The sequence below is a fragment of the Cohnella sp. CFH 77786 genome (assembly GCF_019400745.1).
GTDB lineage: Bacteria > Bacillota > Bacilli > Paenibacillales > Paenibacillaceae > Cohnella.
In genome coordinates, this window is record NZ_WJIB01000002.1 from 187,997 (window position 1) to 210,539 (window position 22,543).

Annotated in this window: 13 protein-coding genes; 10 read left to right on the top strand and 3 right to left on the bottom strand. The window is 51.7% G+C overall.

Annotated features, from left to right (window positions below; genetic code table 11):
- Positions 1-29: 29 nt before the first annotated feature.
- From GE107_RS03820 to GE107_RS03835, 4 genes are all read left to right on the top strand, one after another.
- On the top strand, positions 30-3,182 hold the full coding sequence (locus GE107_RS03820) for a discoidin domain-containing protein (protein WP_219638164.1): 3,153 nt from the start codon (positions 30-32) through the stop codon (positions 3,180-3,182).
- Between the two features lie 45 nt (positions 3,183-3,227).
- Positions 3,228-5,576: a glycoside hydrolase family 95 protein gene (locus tag GE107_RS03825; protein ID WP_219638165.1), complete on the top strand. Its 2,349-nt coding sequence runs from the start codon at positions 3,228-3,230 to the stop codon at positions 5,574-5,576.
- A gap of 120 nt (positions 5,577-5,696) precedes the next feature.
- Complete coding sequence (locus GE107_RS03830) at positions 5,697-6,686, top strand: GNAT family N-acetyltransferase (protein ID WP_255570159.1); 990 nt, start codon at positions 5,697-5,699, stop codon at positions 6,684-6,686.
- 18 nt (positions 6,687-6,704) lie between these two features.
- Positions 6,705-8,018, top strand: a complete 1,314-nt coding sequence (locus GE107_RS03835) for a family 43 glycosylhydrolase (protein ID WP_219638166.1) — start codon at positions 6,705-6,707, stop codon at positions 8,016-8,018.
- A 189-nt stretch (positions 8,019-8,207) separates the two neighbouring features.
- On the opposite strand, the gene GE107_RS03840 is transcribed toward GE107_RS03835, so the two are convergent.
- Positions 8,208-9,080 (bottom strand): AraC family transcriptional regulator, encoded by an 873-nt coding sequence (locus tag GE107_RS03840; RefSeq protein WP_219638167.1) that lies wholly within the window; start codon positions 9,078-9,080, stop codon positions 8,208-8,210.
- Between the two features lie 146 nt (positions 9,081-9,226).
- On the opposite strand from GE107_RS03840, the gene GE107_RS03845 reads away from it, so the two are divergent.
- Genes GE107_RS03845 through GE107_RS03855 form a run of 3 tightly spaced genes read left to right on the top strand, consistent with a single transcriptional unit; the run spans position 9,227 to position 13,869 of the window.
- Complete coding sequence (locus tag GE107_RS03845) at positions 9,227-12,244, top strand: glycoside hydrolase family 2 TIM barrel-domain containing protein (RefSeq protein ID WP_219638168.1); 3,018 nt, start codon at positions 9,227-9,229, stop codon at positions 12,242-12,244.
- Complete coding sequence (locus GE107_RS03850; protein WP_219638169.1) at positions 12,241-13,692, top strand: alpha-L-fucosidase; 1,452 nt, start codon at positions 12,241-12,243, stop codon at positions 13,690-13,692. The genes GE107_RS03845 and GE107_RS03850 overlap by 4 nt, the downstream gene beginning before the upstream one ends.
- Before the next feature lie 30 nt (positions 13,693-13,722).
- Positions 13,723-13,869: a helix-turn-helix domain-containing protein gene (locus GE107_RS03855; protein WP_255570160.1), complete on the top strand. Its 147-nt coding sequence runs from the start codon at positions 13,723-13,725 to the stop codon at positions 13,867-13,869.
- Here GE107_RS03855 and GE107_RS03860 read toward each other — a convergent pair.
- The gene (locus GE107_RS03860) at positions 13,866-14,741 is read right to left on the bottom strand and encodes a helix-turn-helix domain-containing protein (RefSeq protein WP_219638171.1); all 876 of its coding nucleotides are present in this window, start codon (positions 14,739-14,741) and stop codon (positions 13,866-13,868) included. The two genes, GE107_RS03855 and GE107_RS03860, sit on opposite strands and share 4 nt — an antisense overlap.
- Positions 14,742-14,897: 156 nt before the next feature.
- Here GE107_RS03860 and GE107_RS03865 point away from each other — a divergent pair, with 156 nt between their 5' ends.
- The 3 genes from GE107_RS03865 to GE107_RS03875 all read left to right on the top strand — a co-directional run bounded on the left by GE107_RS03865 (position 14,898) and on the right by GE107_RS03875 (position 21,772).
- Positions 14,898-17,615 carry a glycosyl hydrolase family 95 catalytic domain-containing protein gene (locus tag GE107_RS03865; protein ID WP_219638172.1) on the top strand — a complete coding sequence of 906 codons (2,718 nt, stop codon included), beginning with the start codon at positions 14,898-14,900 and terminating at the stop codon, positions 17,613-17,615.
- A 197-nt stretch (positions 17,616-17,812) separates the two neighbouring features.
- The gene (locus tag GE107_RS03870) at positions 17,813-19,378 is read left to right on the top strand and encodes a glycoside hydrolase family 43 protein (RefSeq protein WP_219638173.1); all 1,566 of its coding nucleotides are present in this window, start codon (positions 17,813-17,815) and stop codon (positions 19,376-19,378) included.
- A 21-nt stretch (positions 19,379-19,399) separates the two neighbouring features.
- Complete coding sequence (locus GE107_RS03875; RefSeq protein WP_219638174.1) at positions 19,400-21,772, top strand: glycoside hydrolase family 95 protein; 2,373 nt, start codon at positions 19,400-19,402, stop codon at positions 21,770-21,772.
- Here GE107_RS03875 and GE107_RS03880 read toward each other — a convergent pair.
- Positions 21,769-22,542 (bottom strand): rhodanese-like domain-containing protein, encoded by a 774-nt coding sequence (locus GE107_RS03880; RefSeq protein WP_219638175.1) that lies wholly within the window; start codon positions 22,540-22,542, stop codon positions 21,769-21,771. The two genes, GE107_RS03875 and GE107_RS03880, sit on opposite strands and share 4 nt — an antisense overlap.
- Position 22,543 lies beyond the last annotated feature (1 nt).

Sequence of the window (22,543 nt, forward strand, 5' to 3'; positions counted from 1 at the left end):
CAATTACTCGACCTAAAAAAGGAGAAGTCATGGAAACGATCAATTTGGCGGGGAAATGGGGATTCAAGCTTGACCCTCATAATATTGGCCTCAATCAGAACTGGTTCGATCACGTTCTCGAGAATGCTATAGCGCTGCCGGGGACAACGGACGAAGGCGGTTATGGAGAAACGACGCAAGCGGCCGACTCATTACGGCTAAGCAGGAAAAAAAGGTACTTAGGGGCGGCATGGTACCGGAAGCAAATCGTCATTCCTCCGAACTGGGCGGGGAAACGGCTTACGCTATACCTGGAACGATGCATGTGGGAAACCAGGGTATGGGTTGACGGACAGCCTGCCGGAAGCCGCAACAGTCTGTCAACGGCGCATGTATACGACTTGACCCCATGGCTTACGCCAGGAATACATGCGATATGCATTCGAGTGGATAACACTGCTCAAGTTGATCTGGGTGCATGGAGCCATGGTTGGTCGGAGGAAGTACAAACGATCTGGAATGGCATCGTTGGGAAGGTAGAGCTTCGCGTAACCGATTCGGTGTTTATCAAAAACGTAAAAGTTTATCCGGATGCGCCGAACAGAAAAGCGGTAGTGGAAGCGAGGATTGAAAATCACACTGGAGAGGCTGTAACCGGCACTTTGAGCTTCCAGGCGGAATTGCCTGGGAGAGGCAGCGTCGGCTCGGCGGTATTGGAGGTCGGGTCGGGAGATGCGGAATGGAACATTAGCGCCGAACTTGAATTGGGTGATCAGGTGCGGCTTTGGGATGAATTTGAACCCAATCTGTATGAATTGACGGCGTCATTGAATGTCAGCACGAGAGACGGCACGTTCCGGAGCAAGCGGCAGGACCGTTTCGGCATCCGGGATTTTAAAGCAGAAGGGTCCCGCTTTCGGCTAAACGATTATTATGTTTTTCTGAGAGGCACGCATGACGCGGGGAATTTTCCGCTGACAGGGTACCCTGCCATGGACAAGGCGCATTGGCTTCATATCTACGAGACGGCCAAATCTTATGGATTGAACCATTTTCGGTTTCATTCCTGGTGTCCTCCCGAGGCGGCGTTCGAGGCAGCGGACGAAGCAGGCATCATCTTGCAGGCCGAGCTTCCGCTATTCAGCATAGGCGCGGTACCGATCGGCGCAGATGCCGCCAGGGATGCCTTCCTGAGAGAGGAACTCGAACAGATTCTGGAGACTTACGGCAACCACCCGTCCTTTTGCATGATGTGCATGGGGAATGAGCTGAAGGGCAACTACGAGATTCTGGACTCTTTTGTACGCGACGGCCGCCAGCTCGATGCGCGCCATCTATATAGCACGGTTGCCAACAATGCGGCCGAACCCAGCGTAGGCATTCAGCCCAGAAGCTCCGAAGATTTCTATGTCGCGCACGAAGCGAGAATAGGCGGAGTCCGGCATCTGAGAAGATGTGAACTCATCTTCAATGATCAATTCCCCGAGACAATGGGCGACTTTGGCTATACGCTCGATGGCATTGACGTTCCGACCGTTTCGCATGAAGTGGGGCAATGGGCAGTATATCCGAATTATCGAGAAATGGAGAAGTATACCGGCGTGTTGGAGCCTCGCAACCTGCAGCAGTTTAGAAGCTCTCTTGAGGCGAATGGGATGTTGCATCAGGCGGATGATTTTCTGCAAGCATCGGGCGCGCTCTCCTTGGCCTTATACCGGGAGGAGATCGAAAGATCATTGCGTACGCCTCATTACGGCGGCTTTCAGCTGCTCGATATTCACGACTATCCGGGACAAGGCACAGCGCTTGTCGGTATTCTGGATGCGTTCTGGGATTCCAAAGGCTTGGTGTCGCCCGAGCGGTTCCGCCGGTTTTGCAATGCGGTCGTTCCTTTGCTGCGGATGCCGAAGCGGGTATTTCGCAGCAATGAATCGTTAACGGCGATTGCGGAGCTGTCCAACTATAGCCGTACCGACCTTCGAGACCTAACTATGCAATGGGTATTGAAAGATTCGTCCGGCAGCGTCAAAGCGAGTGGCACTTTTGATAATGTAGACATAGAACAAGGAACGGTATCTCAAGCGGGAACGATTGAGGTTTCGCTCACTGGCATTGCAAAGGCGGAAAGGCTGACGATCGAGTTGTCGATCGATCAAATTCATATCGCGAACGATTGGGATATCTGGGTGTATCCCGAAGACAGGGAAATATCGGGAAGCGCCGAAATGATAATAACGAAGGATTGGAACGAAGAGGTTGAACGTCAACTTCTGCATGGAAACCGTGTGCTGTTTATCGCGACACAAACCGAAAACGGCGAGACTGCGGCTTTCACGACGCCATTCTGGAACACCCAGCTTTTTCCAAACCAACCCAAAACGATGGGCCTGTTGTGTGATCCGGAGCACGAAGCGCTGTCCGATTTCCCGACCGCTTTCCATACGGACTGGCAATGGTGGGATGCGCTCATTGGCGCTAAGGCGGTAGATCTAACCAAAGCTCCGTCAGAGTTGGCCCCGATCGTACAGGCAATCGACCATCCAGTCCGAAACCGCAAACTAGGCATGCTGTTTGAATGTGCGGTTGGAGAAGGCCGGCTGCTGGTAAGCGGCTTTGATCTGATGTCGAACTTGGAAAACCGACCGGCGGCACGTCAATTGCTTTCCAGCCTTCTTGCCTATATGGGAGGGGAAGGATTCAGACCGGAATGCAGATGGCAACTCGATGCGATTCGAGAGGTGCTGAGAAATAAAGAAAAAAATCAGCTGGGAACATTTGTGAAGACGATAAAGGCATCGAGTTATCATTGGACTGGTAACGTGAAGAATTTGATAGACGGCAATCCCGATACCTATTGGATGAGCGGAGATGCTGCCTGTCCGCATGAAATTGTTATTGAGCTTGACCGTGAAGTGACGGTTAAGGGCTTCCTCTACAAGCCGCTTCAAGATGGACGAAGCGTGGGCAGAATTGCCGACTATGCTTGGTATGTAAGCCGTGATCCGGACGACTTTGGAGAGCCGGTTGCCGAAGGAACGTTCGATTCGAACGCGGAACCGAAGCGTATTCAGCTGGGCTGGGTCAATGATGGCTTCAATTCCACCCGCAGCAAGCAAGGGAAGTATATTCGTTTTGTGGCACGTTCGTGCTATGGAGAGAATCAAATGGCGACTATAGCGGAAATGGACATTATTACGGAGTAGCGGCTTCATCTATCGGTTTGTCTATGGGAAAAGGAGTGAGACTTAATGGAGCAACAATCGGTAAAGGCACGCACTGCGTTGTTATTCGATAGTCCGGCGTCGAAATGGGAGGAAGCGATTCCCATAGGAAACGGCAGGCTGGGAGCAATGGTATACGGACAGCCGCGGCAGGAACGGTTGCAATTGAACGAAGACTCCGTGTGGTACGGCGGACCGCGGGACCGCAATAATCCGGACGCGCTGACAAATTTGCCGGAGATCCGGAGGCTGATCTTCGAAGGAAGGCTGAAGGAAGCGGAGCGCTTGGCCCGTCTGGCGTTGTCCGGGCTGCCGGAATCGCAGCGGCACTATTTGCCGCTGGGCCATTTGCTGCTTGACTTCGAACTTCCGGACGGCGAAACCGAGCGGTACGAGAGGGTGCTGGATCTGGACTCCGGCATCGTTACGGTTTCCTTCAGCCAAGGGGGTGTTTCGTTCCGTCGCGAGTTGTTCGCCAGCTTCCCGGACCAAGCGATCGTACTGAAACTATCGGCTGACCGGCCGGGTGCAGTAAGCTTTACCGCGCGCCTGGAACGGGGAGGCTGGCGGTATGCCGACCGAATCGGCCGAACGGGTGACGACGCCATATGGATGAGCGGCAGCTGCGGCGGCGAAGGAGGCAGCCTGTTCGGAGCCGTACTGCGGGCGTCCGCGGAAGGCGGAACCGTGAAGGCGATCGGCGAGCACCTCCTCGTGGAGAACGCGGACAGCGTTACGCTGGTGCTTGCCGCCGCGACGACATTCCGCGTTGCCGACCCGGTGGGAAGCGCTCTGGATCGGACGTCGATGGCCGTACGGCTCGGCTATGACGAGCTGCGCAGGCGCCATATCGACGATTATCGGGCGCTGTTTAGCCGCGTCACGCTGTCGCTCTGCAAGGCAGGTCAACAGGATCTCGAACGCATGACGTTGGGGAGACGTATGGAACGGCTGGCTAACGGCGAATCTGATCCGGGCCTGTTCGCTCTCTATTTTCAATTCGGCCGCTATTTGCTGATTGCCTCCAGCCGCCCTGGTTCGCTGCCTGCCAATCTGCAGGGCATCTGGAACGAGCATTTCCAGCCGCCGTGGGATAGCAAGTATACGATCAACATCAATGCCCAGATGAATTACTGGCCGGCGGAATCGTGCGCGTTGTCCGAGTGCCACGAGCCCTTGTTCGAGCTGCTGGAGCGGATGCGCGAGCCGGGCAGGCATACGGCGGCTGTCATGTACGGGTGCCGGGGATTTACGGCCCATCATAATACCGACATCTGGGGGGACACCGCGCCCCAGGATACGTGGCTGCCCGCGACCTACTGGCCGATGGGGGCCGCCTGGCTCTCTCTGCATCTGTGGGAGCATTATCTATTCACGATGAATGGCGAATTCCTGCATGCCGCATACCCGACCTTGCGGGAGGCCGCGATGTTCCTGGTGGATTACGTCGTGGAGACGAAGAGCGGCGAGTTGGTCACTAACCCTTCGGTGTCGCCGGAAAATACGTATATTCTGCCGAATGGCGAGTCGGGAGTATTGTGCGCGGGACCGTCGATGGACTCGCAGATCATTCGCGAATTGTTCGGCGCGGTGCTGCAGACGGAAAAGTTGCTCGGCATCCAGGAGCCCGCAGCGCTGGGGTCGGAGCTTCGCAGGGTGCTGGACAAGCTGCCGCAGCCCCAAATCGGGAAGTACGGCCAACTGCAAGAATGGTACGAGGATTACGAGGAGGAGGAGCCGGGCCATCGCCATATCTCCCATCTGTTCGCCTTGCATCCCGGCAGCCAGATTACGCCGACCGGCACGCCGGAGCTGGCAGCCGCAGCCAGATGCACGCTGGAGAGACGGCTGGCGAACGGCGGCGGACATACGGGCTGGAGCCGGGCTTGGATCATCAACTTCTGGGCTCGGTTGCAGGACGCAGAGGAGGCAGTCGGCAATCTGGCGGCGCTTCTGACGCACTCGACGCTGCCTAACTTTCTGGACAATCACCCGCCGTTCCAGATAGACGGTAACTTTGGCGGCACGGCCGCGATTGCCGAGATGCTTCTGCAAAGCCATGCCGGCGAGCTGCAGTTGCTCCCGGCATTGCCTAAAGCCTGGTCAACAGGCTCTGTCACAGGATTACGCGCCAGAGGCGGCTTTACGGCCGATATCGCTTGGGAGAACGGCATGTTGACGGAGGCGGTCATAAGCTCGGAAGTCGGCGGTCCATGCACTGTTCGGGTTCGTGAACGAGTCCTGATCACGAATGACGGTGCGGCGGTCGAAGTCGAGACAACCAGGGAAGGCAGTCATCGGTTCCATGCGGAAGCGGGAGCCGTTTATCGGATCACGGTAGATATTATAAATGACGGAGTGGAACGCAATGGTTGAATACAGAATGGCGAGGCTGAATGAACGCGAGGATTGCATTGATTTGGCGAACTTCGCTTTCCGCCTGGATTTTGAAACCCTGATGCCGAAAGTATCGGCAAGAAAGTCGAATCTCCGGCTATGCATGCGGTTGCCGTGGACGAGCAAGGCAGGCTGCGCTCTCAGGTGGCCATTTTACCGGAGGATTTGTCGGTGTGCGGCCAAACGCTGCGAATCGGATATTTGGGTACGGTGTCATCGCATCCCCGGGCACGCGGTGAAGGACATATGAAGGCGCTCATGAACCTGTGCTTGGAGGAATTGTGTAAATTGTATGATATGGTCGTCCTGTACGGACAGCGTCAAAGATACGAGTATTTCGGCTTCACGCTAGGCGGAGTAAAGTTCAAGTATACGGTGGGAGATGCCAACGTACGACATTCGCTGAAGCAGGTGGACGACAAGGGGCTATCCTTTCTACCGCTGTTCGAGGTTGAAGGCGCAGAAGCCTTTGCGCATAAGCTCAACGCTGCGCGGCTTGCTTATGTGCATCGAGAACTGCAGCAGCTGCCTTATATCTTAACCACTCTCTATCAGCAAGCGCTGGGCGTTCTGGATAACGGGAAACTGATCGGATATTTTCTCGTAAACGATACTGGCGACGAAATCTCAGAAATCGCGATGGAAAATACGGGAGACATCTCGCGAGCCATCAAGGCCTATATGGCGCATATAGGCAAAGGGCGGGTAGTTATTTACGCTCCGGAATACGAGACTTCGCTGAATGCAGCCTTAGGCAGCTTCGCAGAGGATTTCGTTATAGAGACATCCGATATGTACAATATCTATGACTTCGCAAATGTATTGAAGGCGTATTTGACCCTTAAGCATAAGACTACCGGACTTGCTGCCGGGGAATTCTCCGCGGTAATGGATGGACAGCCAGTCACTGCGCGCGTGGATGCGAGCGGTGTAGCTGTGGAGCGGTCGGCTAAGCCTGGCGCAGTCATCCTTAGCAAGGAGCAAGCGCAGACGCTGCTGCTTACGCAGCACGGCCGTTATATGCCTGTGCCTGCACCAGCAGGCTGGTTCCCGCTCCCGATATTTTGGTACAAGGTCGATAAGTTCTGATTATGGAGGAGAATGATGGTGGCTAATCCATTTTTGCCGAATTGGGAATACATCCCCGATGGGGAACCAAGGGTGTTCGGTAACAGAGTATACCTGTACGGATCGCACGATTTGGCAGGCTCAGATCGGTTTTGCGACTATAAGCTGAAGGTATGGTCAGCGGATATTAACGATCTGAATAACTGGACCTGCCATGGAGACAGCTTTCATACGCGAATGGATCGGGATCATGCAAGCGATACACCTTGGTCAGACAAGGAGCTCTATGCTCCGGATGTGGTCGAGAAAGACGGTAAATATTACTTGTATGCCTATATTGTTCATTCCAAAGGCTGCGTGGCGGTAAGCGATAGACCGGAAGGGCCTTTTCGGCTCGTCTCTCAATATCAAGTTCCGGAAAATGCTGAAGATATTTTAAAAGAAGGAATTTTTACCGATCCGGGAGTATTGGTGGATGATGACGGCAGAGTCTATATCTATTGCGGATACTTAAAATCGTATATGGCTGAGATTAGCGCAGATAATATGTATGAAATTTTACCTCATTCCTATAAGGCAGACATTATTCCTGAGGATGGTTTTTTCGAGGCATGTTCGCCCCGCAAAGTAGGGGATACGTATTACTTAATCTATTCGCCGAAAAACGGCAACAGGCTCGATTACGCTACGAGTCAATCGCCGACAGGACCCTATCAATATGGCGGAACGATTGTCGATAACGGAGTGGACTATCCGGGCGGCAATAATCATGGTTCCATCTGCCAAATCAATGGACAGTGGTATATTTTCTATCACAGAATGACCAATAACACGGTTATGTCAAGGCGTGCTTGCGTTGAACGCATAGAGATTCTTCCCGACGGCAGCATTCCGCAGGTGGAGATGACTTCATTAGGATTTGAAAAGTCGCTTTCCCCCTATCAGCCTACTTCGGCAGACGTGGCATGTGTTCTTAAAGGCGGATGTTATATTACAGAGAGGAACGTTCTGGAGAGATCGGTTGTCCAGATTACAAAAGGATGTGTCATTGGATATAAGGTTTTTGATTTTGGCGAAGATAATTCCAGCGTAACGATGGAGTTCTCGGCCAAGGTCAGAGGATGCGGCAACAAGGGGAAAATGAAAATCCTTATTGATGATTATCGCTCGGGCGAAGAAATCGGAGCATGCGATATTGGGCCGGATAACGGAATCGTGCATGCGGTCGTGAAATCCGTAACTGGAATACATGCCGTATTTTTTGTGTTCGACGATGAGTATCAAGGGTACTTTGCTGAATTTTTCAAAGACAGGCCGATTTGCGAGCTCGAGAGCTTTGTGTTCCACAAATAAAAAATGCACTCCGCGTTAGCGGCCTTGGTTCGAATCACATTGGACCGAGGTAAACGAAGTCGGTAAGGCGCTATGCCTCGCTCCTCCAAGGAGAGGCATAGCGCTTCTTTATGGTTTGTATTCCTACGATTTACAATACGGAACGACCGGATTCGGCAGCAGCAAGCAATATATTCGGCTTCGGTCAAGTTATTCATCACGAGCATCCCAAGTATTGGAGTTTTGGATGTGCTTGCCGGCGCTATATTTATTCAGTTCCCGATATATCTCGGGAGTTATGGTTTCGAGCTTCCTGAAAGTAACGATAAAATGACTGGCATCAAAGAAGCCCACCAAAGTAGCGACCGCTTTGACGGTGATGTTCTCTTCGTTTATCAGGAGCTCTTTGGCTTTCTGAATGCGCAGGCTGATGAGGAATTGGTATGGACTCATTCCTGTCGACAATCTGAACAGGGAGTTTAATCGTTGCGGGCTGACACCCATGAAGGCTGCCATATGGGCTAACCCAAGAGCCGGATTCGAATAGTTCTCCTCAAGGAAACGAAAGAGAGGCATTAATCGGACATGATGTTGGGAAAGGGAACGTTGGTTATCGACCTGCCCATGTTTTTTTAGGTCGATCAGAAAGCGATAGACAAAGGCAGAACCATCCATTCCGTTAAAATCGAAGTTCCGTCCGACCAGCTTTCGACTCCTTCTATGCAGATTCGTTAGTGGGGAATCAGGTTCCCATCGAATAACGGTAGAAGTGGCCAAACCGAGGGAAGAAACGATGAAAGGCGCGTGATTCCCATTGAAGGTGATATACCAGGTTGACCAGGGATGCGAAGTCGTCACATAACGGTGCGGAACGTTGGGGGGCAACAAAACCCCTTGATTTGGCGACAGGGTTACGGATTTGCCGGAACATTCAAATAATCCAGCTCCGCTGGTTGTCTGCAGCCAATGATAACAGTGGTAGCCTTTGGGACGTATAAATTCATCCTGCCATTCATTCCATCCCATCGTTTCGATGTAAACAGGCAGGGTCCGATCCAAAGCTGTGACCATCATCTGTTTCATGTAATGCCGCATCGGATCACAACTTTCATATTTTTATATGCCACAAGAATTATACAAGATTTCATATCCGCGAGCCATCGCCTATCATGGAAGGCAAAGAGGAGCATGACAAATAACGAATAAACTCCGCAAAGTGAGGTTTTAACGTGAATCCGAACAACTTATATCATGAAGATCCTCAGCAGCTGCATGTGAATACGGAGAGGAATCGCAACTATTATATCCCCTTCTCTCCCGAACAAGATGCGTTTGCGCGAAGAGAACAATCCAATCGTTTCTATTTATTAAACGGACAATGGAACTTCAGGTATTATGACAGCTTTGGAGACTTGGAGGACCATTTTCTTGAGATCAATGAATATGCGGAAATCCCCGTTCCAGCCAATTGGCAATTGCACGGTTATGATGTTCCTCAATATACGAACATTCACTACCCGATCCCTTATGATCCGCCATTCGTGCCCGATCAGAATCCGGCAGGCGTGTATAACCGGGAATTCACAGTGGATTTAACCGATGGATTCGAGCGGTTTTTAAACTTCGAGGGTGTCGACAGCTGCTTTTACCTTTATATCAACAAGCAGTTTGTCGGTTACAGCCAGGTTTCTCACATGACAAGCGAATTTAATATTACCCGATACCTCGTAAACGGCACGAATTCCATGACGGTCGTGGTACTCAAATGGTGCGACGGCACCTACCTGGAAGATCAGGATAAATGGCGGATGTCGGGCATTTTCAGAGATGTATATGTGCTCTCAAGGCCGCGGCGTAAAATCGAGAGCTTCCAGTTGACCTCCAAGCTCTATGATTCCTACACGAAGGCTGAGATTAGGGTTGACGTAAAGGCAAACTCGGAGGTGACAGTCAAGCTCTATGATGAAAGCGGCGGACACCTTGGTGAACAACGTCTTCGCGATGGAGAAACCGTTGCCATATTCCGTTTGGAGAATCCGAGCCTCTGGAATGCGGAGCATCCGTATTTGTACAAGGTCACGTTGCAAACTGACGAGGAGATCATTGGCGACAAAGTGGGTCTTCGGGACATAGAAGTTCATAATGGGGCCATTCTGTTGAACGGCGTGGCGATTAAATTCAAAGGAGTCAACCGTCATGACAGCGACCCTGTAACAGGCGCCGTTATTAGCAGGGAGCAAATGCTCGTTGATCTCTATTTGATGAAGCAGCACAACATCAACAGCATCCGGACCTCGCACTATCCGAACAGCCCCGTCTTCCTTCAGTTATGCGATGAGCTTGGGTTCTACGTGATCGACGAAGCAGACCTCGAATCCCACGGTTCAGTAGAAGCCGCTCATACCCAGGACAACAACGGCGATTATTCCGGTATTGCTCTGCTGGTAGCTCGCGACGACTATGAGAAAGCGATCATGGATCGCGTCGATCTCATGATTACAAGAGATTTCAATCGTCCTTGCGTCCTGCTATGGTCGCTGGGCAATGAAGCCGGTTACAGCAAAATTATGGAGAAGGCGGCCAAATACGTTAAGGAATACGATCCAACAAGATTAGTCCATTATCAAAGCATGCACGAATTGGAAGGCGCAGAGAAAGCGGACGACAGCGAAGCCGTATTGGATGTCTTCTCCGTGATGTATACATCAACGGATTGGATGAAAAATGATTTCCTGAAAAGGGAAAACGAAAAGCGTCCATTGATACTATGCGAGTACAGTCATGCCATGGGGAACGGACCCGGGGATTTGGAGGATTACTGGCAAGTCATCTATTCCGACGACCGATTCAGTGGCGGCTTTATATGGGAATGGTGCGACCACGGAATCGAAATCGGGAAAGACAGCCATGGCAAAGCCAAGTATGCCTATGGCGGAGATTTTAACGAAGCGCGCCATGACGGGAATTTCTGTATCGACGGATTAGTGTATCCGGACCGGACTCCGCATACCGGATTGAAAGAAGCGAAAAACGTGTATCGTCCGATTCGAGTCAAGCCCGTTTCCGTCACTCAAGGGACATTCGAGTTCATCAATACGTACGATTTTTCCGATTTGTCCGACAAGCTTGATTGTACGGTGGAGGTTACAGACTTTGGAAAAGTGATTTTACAAGAAAAATTGGATATTCAAGTTCCGGCCAAGTCCTCGAGAATCGTTACAATCCCAGGCTTTGTAGGTTTAACCGGATCAAGCGTATATGCGCGGTTTATTTTCACCCAAAAGCACGATACCCCATGGTCCGGCGAAGGCTATGAGATCGGTTTCGATCAAATTCTCATCAGTCAGGAACACAAACTCATCGAGCCTTCCGAAGAGAACGCGCCTATTGAGTATTCGGAGGATAAGAAATTCATTCATATTATAGGTCATAAATTCGAATATCGCTTCAATAAATCGATCGCGCTGTTTGACAGATTGTTCTTTAATGGTAGAGCGTTAATCGAGAAGCCGATGGAATACAATGCCTATAGAGCTCCGACGGACAATGAATGGATCAAAGGGAAATGGAATATGTTCAGTTTCGGGAAGCTTACGACCAAGGTGTACCAGATATCGGCGAAGAAATCGGATACGCACGTCTTGATCAGCTCCCGAATCGCGCTTGGCGGCCATTCCTACCACAACACGTTTCAATTGCAGACGGAAACCGTCATCTATAACAGCGGTGAAATCAAGATGAAATATACCGTTCAAGTTGCGGATAAACGTCCTTACTTGCCTCGCTTTGGCGTGAGAATGTTCATGAACAGCCAATTCGACCAGGTGGAATATTACGGCTATGGACCTTATGAAAGCTATATAGACAAGCATCAAGCATCCTATAAAGGGGTATTCAGGCAAGCGATTTCCGAGATGCATGAGGATTATATTAAGCCGCAGGAAAACTCCTCCCATTGGGGGTGCGACTACGTCACAATCAACTCCCGCGATACTCTGGTTACGTTCGAAGCGGAGAAACCGTTCTCATTCAACGCTTCGGAATACACGCAAGAAGAGTTGGCTGCCAAGAAACATCATTACGAGCTGGAGAAGAGCGGATATTCGGTTGTGTGCATCGATTATAAGCAATCCGGCATTGGCTCAGCCAGCTGCGGGCCTTTCTTATTGGATCAGTATCAATTGAACGAGAAAGAGTTCGAGTTTGAGTTTTGGATTAAGCCAACCGAAGAGGAGCGTCAAGGATGAACAACAGGATCAGCTATGCGGCGCAAATTGTGCCGTCTGCAAGACAGTTGGCTTGGCAAGAGCTGGAGTTCTATGCCTTCATTCATTTCGGCATCAACACCTTTACGGATAAAGAATGGGGGCTTGGAGACGAAGATCCCGCTCTATTCAATCCTACTGCGTTCGATGCGAAGCAGTGGGTTCAAGTGTGCCAATCAGCCGGGATGAAGGGCTTGATCTTAACTTGCAAGCACCATGACGGATTCTGCCTCTGGCCTAGCGCCTATACGGAGCATTCGGTGAGGAACAGCCCTTGGCGCGGCGGCAACGGCGACATCGTGAAGGAAGTGGCAGACGCTTGCCGCGAAGTCGGGATCCGGTTCGGCGTGTATTTATCCCCTTGGGATCGCCGCGATCAACGTTATGGCTCTTCGCTCTACAACGAATTTTTCAAAAACCAATTACGAGAACTGTTGACGGGTTATGGGGATATCTTCTGTGTTTGGTTCGACGGCGCGTGCGGCGAGGGCCCTAATGGGTTAAAGCAAGTTTATGATTGGGACGGGTATTACGATGTCATTCGCGAATTACAGCCAGGCGCGGTCATTTCCGTATGCGGTCCGGATGTTCGCTGGTGCGGTAACGAAGCCGGCCATACCCGTGAATCGGAATGGAGCGTCGTGCCGGCAACGCTTCAGAATTGCGAGAAGATTCAGGAAGAGTCGCAGCATGTGGACGACGGGGAGTTTTCCAAGCGTGTAAATACCCGTGACGCGGATTTGGGCGGAAGGGAAGCCATTCGGAAAGTGGAGCAGCTTGTCTGGTATCCGGCTGAAGTGAACACTTCGATTCGTCCGGGATGGTTTTACCATGCCGCTGAGGATGACAAGTTGAGAAGCGTAGAAAAGCTGCTGGATATTTACTATAAATCGGTTGGAGGGAACGCGACGTTCCTGCTGAATCTTCCCCCGGATCGGCGCGGACTTATACATGAGAATGATGCGGTGCGAATGGCCGAGGTTGGAGAAATTCTTCGGTCGACGTTCCGGCACAACCTCGCCTCGAACGCCCATGCGACGGCAACGGAAGCGCTCAACGAGAACCATGATGCCGGCAGAATATTGGACGGCAATAAAGAGACTTTCTGGTGTCCACAAGAAGGCACGGAACAAGCCGCGATTGAAATCGATCTGAATGAGGAACGGACCTTCGACACGATCGTGCTCCAGGAGCATATCCAGTCCGGTCAACGAATCGAAAAGCTTTGCCTGGAATACCTGAAAGGTGACGTATGGCAGCGTTTCTACGTATGCACGGTTGTAGGGTACAAACGCATCTGCCGGTTCCCGAAAGTAACGGCAAGACATGTTCGCCTTACCGTTCTGGAATCGAGATGGTACCCCACCCTTTCTGCTTTCGAGGTTTACCTTGGCTCGCGGGAATTCTCGGAAACGGAAAAAGAATCATGATTCGATATCATTTTAACGAGATGGAGTTCGATGGAGCATGCCTGCATGCTGCTGAAAACGAGCGATTTGACGATAAACAGCATCGACGAGCAATCGGGTTACGAGGATAATGTTTATTTCAGGAAAGTATTCCGGAAAGTGATCGGCAAGACGCCGATCGAATACCGGAACAGTTAACTTTCCGAACGCGACAATCGATACCGGCTTGCCGGCATTCCATAGTGTTTTTTAAAAGCCGAGCAAAATTGCTCAAGAGACGAGTAGCCGACCGTTTCCGCGATCTGGCTGACGGTCATGGTCGTCGTGGTAAGAAAATGAGCGGCAGCTCTTATCCTGGCTATGTTGCGTTTTCGAGTAAATGTCATGCCGAAATTATGTTTAATCGTTCTTTCCGTTTGTCTTACGCTTAAACCCAATGCGCTCGCAAGCTCTTGCACGGTAATGGTGCGATATTGATGCAGCAAACGTTGTTCAATGGTGGCCAGCCGCTTGTCGTCCAGCGTTTGCAGCGGTGTTGACGAGAGAGCCGCCTGATCCCCCCTATAATTCCGAATGAGTTTTAGGACAATCTGTTCGAGAATGGTGCCTATATACCGGTGATATCCGATGATTTTGCGAGTCGTCTCGATGGAAAGCTGATCGAACAGCGACATCAGGTTTTGCGTATCTTGGCCGAACCAGAACGGAGTTTGCACGAAGGTTTCGGTCATGAGATCAAGTTCCGGATCCCGGGTAGGCTCGTGATCCAGTAACTCGAAGCAAATGCAGTATTCCGACATGGGAGCAGAAGGATTGGTGATCTGCTCATGGACGACATCAGGGCCGGTCATAAACAAGGTGCCGGGGACGATCGGATAACGATGGCCGTTCGCGATCAACGTACCTTGCCCGAGAGGGATATAGTGCAACTCATAGCTTCGTTTGCTATGGATATGTTCCGGAAAAGAACGATAAAACGTGCCGAAATGGATATAGGGCACATTCAGTGCCAATCCGCCGACCTTGATCTTCAGATTCGTATTTTCCAGGTGGATCGGCGGCAAATTCATGTTTCATTCGCTCCTCAGGCCGGATGTGTTCTCATTATAACCCGATCTGCGAAATTGCGACATCTGCAACGAGGATCTGTCGTGCAGGCGAATGCTGCTTTCTATTCGGAATCGTTATAATAAGAGCCACGACGAACTGAAGGAGGGTATGATAGCATGACCAATGACTCGAAATCTGTACGCCTGTATGATAAAGGAAATTACGCCGGCACCTATACGGAGGTTCCGGCGTCCAATCCCGGTCGGGCGTGGCGGGACGGCATGGTGAGCGGAAACGGCGAGAACGGATACGTCACGTCCGGATCGCCGTATTCGGACACCTTTATTTTTCAATATATGTGGTTCAACTATCCATCCCGCGATCCGAGAGTGATTCCGGAAGAGCTGACGGGGCAGCTGGCCGAGGCCAGGCGGAATGTATTTCATTTGAATGATCAATGGAAGATTACGTTTCCGGACGGGACAACCCGGAGAAGAACCTTTTATTACAGCTATCACCCGGGACACCAGCTCAGACTAAGCGTGACGAATAAGGGAACCGTGTCCGGCTACGAAAGATGGACGAACTATGAAACGGCGGAAACCGGCGTGCGTTATTCCGATGAATGCGGCGAGTGGATCCGAACCTCATTCACGTCCAGGGAAGACAATGTATCCATTACGAAGATCGCGCAATCGTCCGCCGGCGCCAAGATCAACATGATCATCTCCATCGATGACATTTCAGGCATGTACAAGGCGCGGGACGGTGCGTCCGAGTTGTCGGCACTCCAATACAAAAAGCTGGTAGATCCAAACGCCGAATATATCGCGCAGGTTGCCCATTATCCGTCCTACCCGGGCAGCGAGCTGATCGATGGGGGATACGCCGGCTTGACCCGGGTTGTGGTCGTGAACGGAACCCAGAAGCGAGTGCTGCTCGCCGACACGGATGAATCGATGAATGTCGGAGAGGAACAGAATCCTGCGATTCAAGTGAGCGATGCCGACGCCGTATATTTAATCACGCAATCGAACAGAACTTTCGACATGGGCAAAATCGATGATTTTGCCGGCATGACGCAGTACGCTATCGTGGACAGTCTGTTTCGGAATACGAATGCTGTCGCAATTAAATATCGGGACGTTACCGGCAATTTCGATTACTACGCGGCCCTTGCGCCTCATGCGCTGAAGCATGCCGCGGAATTTAACGCCGTACGTTTTTCCCTTGCAGGCGACGAAGATGACAAGAGCGCAGACAATGTAACGTTGATCAATGCGCAGAAGGCATCCCAATCGAGAATCCATCATGCTTTCATGGAGCAGGTGTACAACCAGGGACGATATGCCTTGATTTGCTGCAGCGGCTCAAGCGCGCCGCGGTTGTATGGCATGTGGACCGGAGAGTGGAATCCGGGCTGGCGCGCCATCTATACCCTCGACGCCAACGTGAATTTGCAGGTTTCTCCCATGAATACAGGCCATTTGACGTATGCCCCGCTTGGGTATATCACCTTCTTCTTGCGAAATACGCCCGATTTTGAATCCAATGCGCGAATGGCCTACGGGATGCATGATGCGCTGCAGGTATCGGTCAACTCGGACGGCGACCGCGGGATGCATGTGGAATACGACAATGACTACCCGTTTCAATATTGGAACGCGGGGGCAAGCTGGTGTCTGCTTCCCATCTTCGAATATTGGCAGTGCTTCGGCAACCAACAGATCCCGATCAACGATCACATGAGAATCCATGAACTGAAGCCGATTCTCAGCGTTAAGGATGGGGGGCTGACGGATGAAGAATTCGATAGGCTGCTCGAAAAGGGATATTTGGATTTGGAAAAAGATATTTTGCTTCCGCTGTTGACCAAGCAGGCGAATTTCTGGGAGCAGCTCTGCACGCCGGAGTTCTATACGGATGTAAACGGCAATGCGTGCTATGAGCAAGGCAAGATAAGGCTGCATCCGGGTGAGAAATACATGTTTATCCCCACCTACTCGCCGGAGAATCATCCCATTGGTTACAACAGTACGATTACGGCCAATGCGACCATGGATATTTCAGCCGCGCGGGACGGACTGCTTATGGTCATCACCATGGAAAAAGCAGTGAAGCGCGACGGATATGAAGACGCAGCAGCCAAATGGGAGTCATTGCTGGAGCTGCTGCCGGACTACAAGGTGGACAAGGACGGCGCTTTGCGCGAATGGGCGATGAACGAATATACGGAGAACAACAACCACCGTCATTTGAGCCACCTCTATCCGGCATGGCCCGCCTATGAGACGCAGAACGATGCAGAGCTCGCGAAAGCCGCCGTGATCGCACTGGAGAACCGAAATAAATACAATACATTGGACGCCACGGCGGGGCACGGCTGGATGCACAAGGCGCTGGTCTGCGCGAGATTAAAAGACGGCAACGCAGTCGCGGCTTCCCTTCTCCCGATGATGACGGATTCCGGTTACTACGCATCCCTGATGACGGATCATGACACCAACGGAAGATGCGATACCTACTGTACGGATACTTTATTCGGTACGGTGGGAGCGGTCAATGAAGCGTTGCTATTCTCCAATACGGGTGAGATTGAGGTGCTTCCGGCATTGCCATCCGAATGGACATCGGGATCCATTCACGGGCTCATGGCGAGAACCCAGGTGGAGGTCGCCGCTTTATCATGGGATCTCTTATCCAAAGCGGTGAGCGTTACCTTGATTTCCATTGCTCCTCCCAACGAAATCAAATTAAAATTGGGTATTCCTTGGATGAAAGCAACGGTCAACGGAAAAGAAGCAACGGTGCTTGAAGAGGGATTCGGCAAACATATTCGCTTATCGCTGAATTCCGCATTAGACGTTACAGTCGAATTTACATTGACCGATTGACGGGATACCGCTCCGGACAGCGAATAGGGGATAATCTCCCCTTGAAGCTGTCTTTTTTTCATTGTTAATATATCCGATCCCAAAAAAGCACGATAGGTTAGTTGCTTGTCATGTTAATGAATTGTTTCCGGATGGATAAGCGCTTACAATCGATACATAAGAGGCTGGAAAAACGTCATGGAAAGGATGTCCCCGTTATGGAAGATAACGATCATCTGTTATCGAAGAAGGGAGCTTGGGGGGATCAAGGGGACGGCACTTATATCAACCCTGTCTTGCCGGGAGATTACAGCGATCCGGACGTCATTCGGGTCGGGGATGATTATTACGGTATTTCCTCCACCTTGCATTGCTCTCCGGGGATGGCGGTGCTGCATTCCAAAGACCTTGTCAATTGGAGAATGATCGGGCATGTGGTTCAAGATTTGACGAGCATCGGCCCGGAATACGGTTATGATCGAATGAACCGTTACGGCAGAGGAGTCTGGGCGGGCGCGATCCGATTCCACGAGGATAAGTACTGGGTGTATTTTTTCACGCCCGATGAGGGGTTGTTTATGAGCACGTCTTCCGATCCGGCGGGACCTTGGGAGCCGCCTCATCAGGTTTGGGCGGTTAGCGGCTGGGACGACTGCTGTCCGTTTTGGGACGATGACGGACAAGGCTACCTGGTTGCCACCCATTTTGCCGGTAACTACAATATTCATTTGTTTAAACTTAGCGAAGACGGCAAAGAGCTATTGCATGACAGCGATACGATTATTCATCGGTACAAAGGAAGCGAAGCCAATAAGCTCTACAAAATAAACGGGTATTACTATTTTTTCCACAGCGAGGTTCGACTTGAGGAAGGCGCCCAGGTCAGAGTCGTTATGATGTTGCGGTCCGAACATATTTACGGGCCCTACGAGGAAAAGGAGCTTATCCATACGCACGGCATGGAGGTAGACCGGGAGCCCAATCAAGGCGGACTCGTACAGACGGTTTCCGGGGAATGGTACTTCATCAGTCATCAAGGAACAGGCGGGTATTATGAGGGGAGAACCCTTCATTTGTTGCCCGTAACGTGGGTGGAGGGATGGCCGATCATCGGCAAAGATACGGACGGCGACGGAATCGGGGAGATGGTATGGGGAGGCAAGAAGCCGATTGACGGGTATCCCATGACGGTTCTTTCCGCGAACGACGATTTTGACCGAGCGGTGCTTGAGCCGTATTGGGAATGGAATCATCAGCCAAGAGCCGGCAAATGGTCGTTAAAAGAACGCCCTGGCTATTTGCGCCTATACGCATGCCAACCGGTGGATAAGGATAATTTCTTTACCGTCTGCAACGTCATTACACAAAGAGCGTTCAGAACCGTTCACAATACGGCAACTGTAAAAATAGAGATCGGCGGCATGGCAGACGGGCAAGAAGCGGGGCTTTGCCACTTTGCGCGAACCTATTGCACGATTGGCGTTCATCAACAGAAGGGGACAAGGGTTCTGAAGTTTAACGATTCGGGCAAGTTCGAATGGGGCCCTGCAATAACGGTTTCCACCCTTTGGTTAAAGTCTGTGTGGGGCCTGGACGGCATCAACCGGTTCGAATATAGCATCGATGGGGTGAATTTCACTGGTTTTGGAGACGTCTATCAGCTGGGTTGGGGGCATTATCGGGGAGACCGGATCGGATTATACAGCTATAATCGCGAGAGTGAACGAGGTTATATCGATGTAGATCAATTTTGTCATGAGGTCGCGGGAGCCTCGACTACGTAAATAGGAGGACTTGAAATCCATATGCATATTCAGTTTCGTTCCCCGGCCGTTTATTGGGTAGAAGCGCTGCCCGTCGGCAATGGCAGACTCGGCGCGATGGTCTTTGGCGGCATCGGGAAAGAACGCATCGCGTTGAATGAAGACACGCTTTGGTCGGGCTGCCCCAGGGATTGGAACAATCCGGGAGCGAAAGAAGTGCTGCCGAGAATACGGGAGTTGATCGCGCAAGAAAAGTACGGGGAAGCGGATCGGCTCTGCAAGGAAATGATGGGGCCGTATACGCAATCCTATTTGCCTTTCGGCGATTTGCACATCGTGATGGATCACGGTCAGCTAAGCCGCCGGGGCTACAGCCGGAAGCTTGATCTCTCCACCGGGATTGCGACCGTAGACTATAACGTCGGCGGCGTTCCATACACTCGGGAAATATTCGCCTCGCATCCCGACCAGGCGATTGTCGTGCGGTTAACGGCGGGCAAGGAGGGCTTCCTGAGCTTTCGGGCCAAGCTGGACAGTCCGCTGCGATATGCATCGAAACCGGATGGCGGTCACTTTACGATATCCGGGCATGCGCCGGAGCACGTGGAGCCGAGTTACCGTGATGCGGAAAATCCGGTGCGTTACGGCGATCCCCATACGTCTAAAGGTTTGAAATTCCATGGACGCCTGGCGGTCACGCATGAAGGCGGAACGGCGCGGGCCGATGCCGACGGCTTGCACGTCAAGGGAGCGACGGTTGCCACCTTGTACTTCAGCGCGGCGACAAGTTTCGACCCGGGCATTGGCGCAAGCAGCCCCGAACGCGATCCGGAACAATGGACCGCCGAGGCGATTCAATCCATATGCGGGAAGGAATATACGGAGGTTCTTCATCGTCATCTGGACGATCACCTCCAGCTGTTCGGCAGGGTTGCCCTGCATCTGGGCGAAAGCAAAGCGCCCGCAGAGATGCCTACGGATCAGCGGATTGCCCAATACGGCAGCAGTGATCCAGGTCTGGTCGAGCTATTGTTCCAGTATGGACGCTACTTGTTGATTGCCAGCTCGCGTCCGGGAACCACGCCGGCCAATCTGCAAGGCATATGGAATGAAGAGACGAGGGCGCCCTGGAGCAGCAATTATACGCTCAATATTAACGCGGAAATGAATTATTGGCCCGCGGAAACGTGCAATATGGCGGAGCTGCACGAGCCGCTGATCGATTTCATCGGCAGGCTGGCCGTTCACGGCAAGAAGACGGCGGAAACGAACTATGGCGCAAGGGGATGGGTCGCGCACCACAATTCGGACCTGTGGGGACAAACGGCGCCGGTGGGCGATTATGGAGACGGGGACCCGGTTTGGGCCTTCTGGCCGATGGGCGGCGTATGGTTGACCCAGCATCTGTGGGAGCATTACGCCTTCAGTGGCAACGAAGCTTATTTGCGGCATACGGCATACCCGATCATGAAGGAAGCGTCGTTGTTTTGTCTGGATTGGCTGATCGAAAATCAGGACGGTTATTTCATCACTTCGCCCGCCACCTCTCCGGAGCACAAATTTCTGGCTGCGGATCACCGACACGCCGTAAGCGAAGCGACGACGATGGATTTGTCCTTGATCGCGGAACTGTTCGACAACTGTATCTTATCCGCACAGCAGCTCAAGATCGACGAAGATTTCGTCCGAACCCTTCAGGAAACGAAGCAACGGCTGCTGCCGCTTCAAATCGGCAAGCAAGGCCAATTGCAGGAATGGTCCCAAGATTTCGAAGGCGAGGACGTTCATCATCGTCACGTCTCCCATCTGGTCGGGATTTACCCCGGGCGGCTGATCACGGAGCAGTCTTCTCCCGCCCTGTTCCATGCTGCGAAGACATCGCTTGAAATCAGAGGAGACGGAGGTACGGGGTGGAGTCTCGGCTGGAAAATCGGTCTATGGGCCAGATTCAAGGACGGCAATCGCGCGGAACGGCTGATTTCGAATTTGCTAACTCTCGTCAAAAGTGATGGCCCGATTAACTATGAACGAGGCGGTGTCTATCCCAATCTGTTCGACGCGCATCCGCCTTTCCAGATCGACGGGAACTTCGCTGCCACGGCGGGGATTGCCGAGATGCTGCTGCAATCCCATCAAGGATGGCTGGAACTGCTGCCGGCGCTGCCCGATTCCTGGAAGAACGGGTATGTCAAAGGATTACGGGCGCGAGGGGGCTATGAAGTCGATCTGGAGTGGAACAACGGCTCGTTGTCGAAGGCGGAAATCGAAGTTTCCATCACGCAGATTTGCCGAGTGCTCGTCAAGCAAAAGGTCCGGATTACGCAAGAAGGAGAAGAAGTTACTTATTCGATAATGGAGAACGGCTGCATCGGATTCCACGTAATAAGCGGGCATCGTTACGTTGTGTTCTCCTAAATTAAATGATACGGATACTGCCCAATACCTGGAATTGTGTACACTCTGCTATAGCCTGCATCTATAAGTGCTTGGGCAGCCAACGAGCTCTTATACCCCTTATGACAGTAAAGGATTATTGGAGTATCCTTTCTATTGCATACCGAGAACGGGTTATTGGATATATTCTGTAACGGTATACAAATGCTTTCCAGTATATGTCCGATCTTATACTCCTCATGAGTCCGCACATCAACAAGCATTGCAGTTTTATCATTTAACAACAGTTGCCATGCTTCATCGGGGGACAGATTTTTACTTTGAATTTCTCTGCCCCCAGTCTGAGGAATACGTTGGTCTCTGTCAAGCATTCTTACAACAACTGCTGCAGCCTCCGCGCGAGTTAAGCTGCCCACAGCGTCGAACACGTTATTGTCACGCGCGAGCATGATACCTTTAACATACACCTGCGCGATATGCATAACGCAGGTATGGCAGGAATATAAGTCTCTCAGCTTTTCTGCCGCCGACCATTCATGCTCATCTCTTTCTCCGAAATCGGTTTTAAGCGCCTCATGAACGATTCTTGCAGCGGAACGACGCTCAATGGGTTTGTTTATGTTTGTTAGATCATAGTCCTCTATTATTCCCTTATGCAACGCGTAATCCATATATCCTGATGACCAACTGCCACGCGTCGGCTCTATAATGCCTTTACTGCTTCTAATTACCATTGTCACAAACTGTTCGGTCGTAACATGATCCTCGGGATGAAATAAGCCGCCATTCATA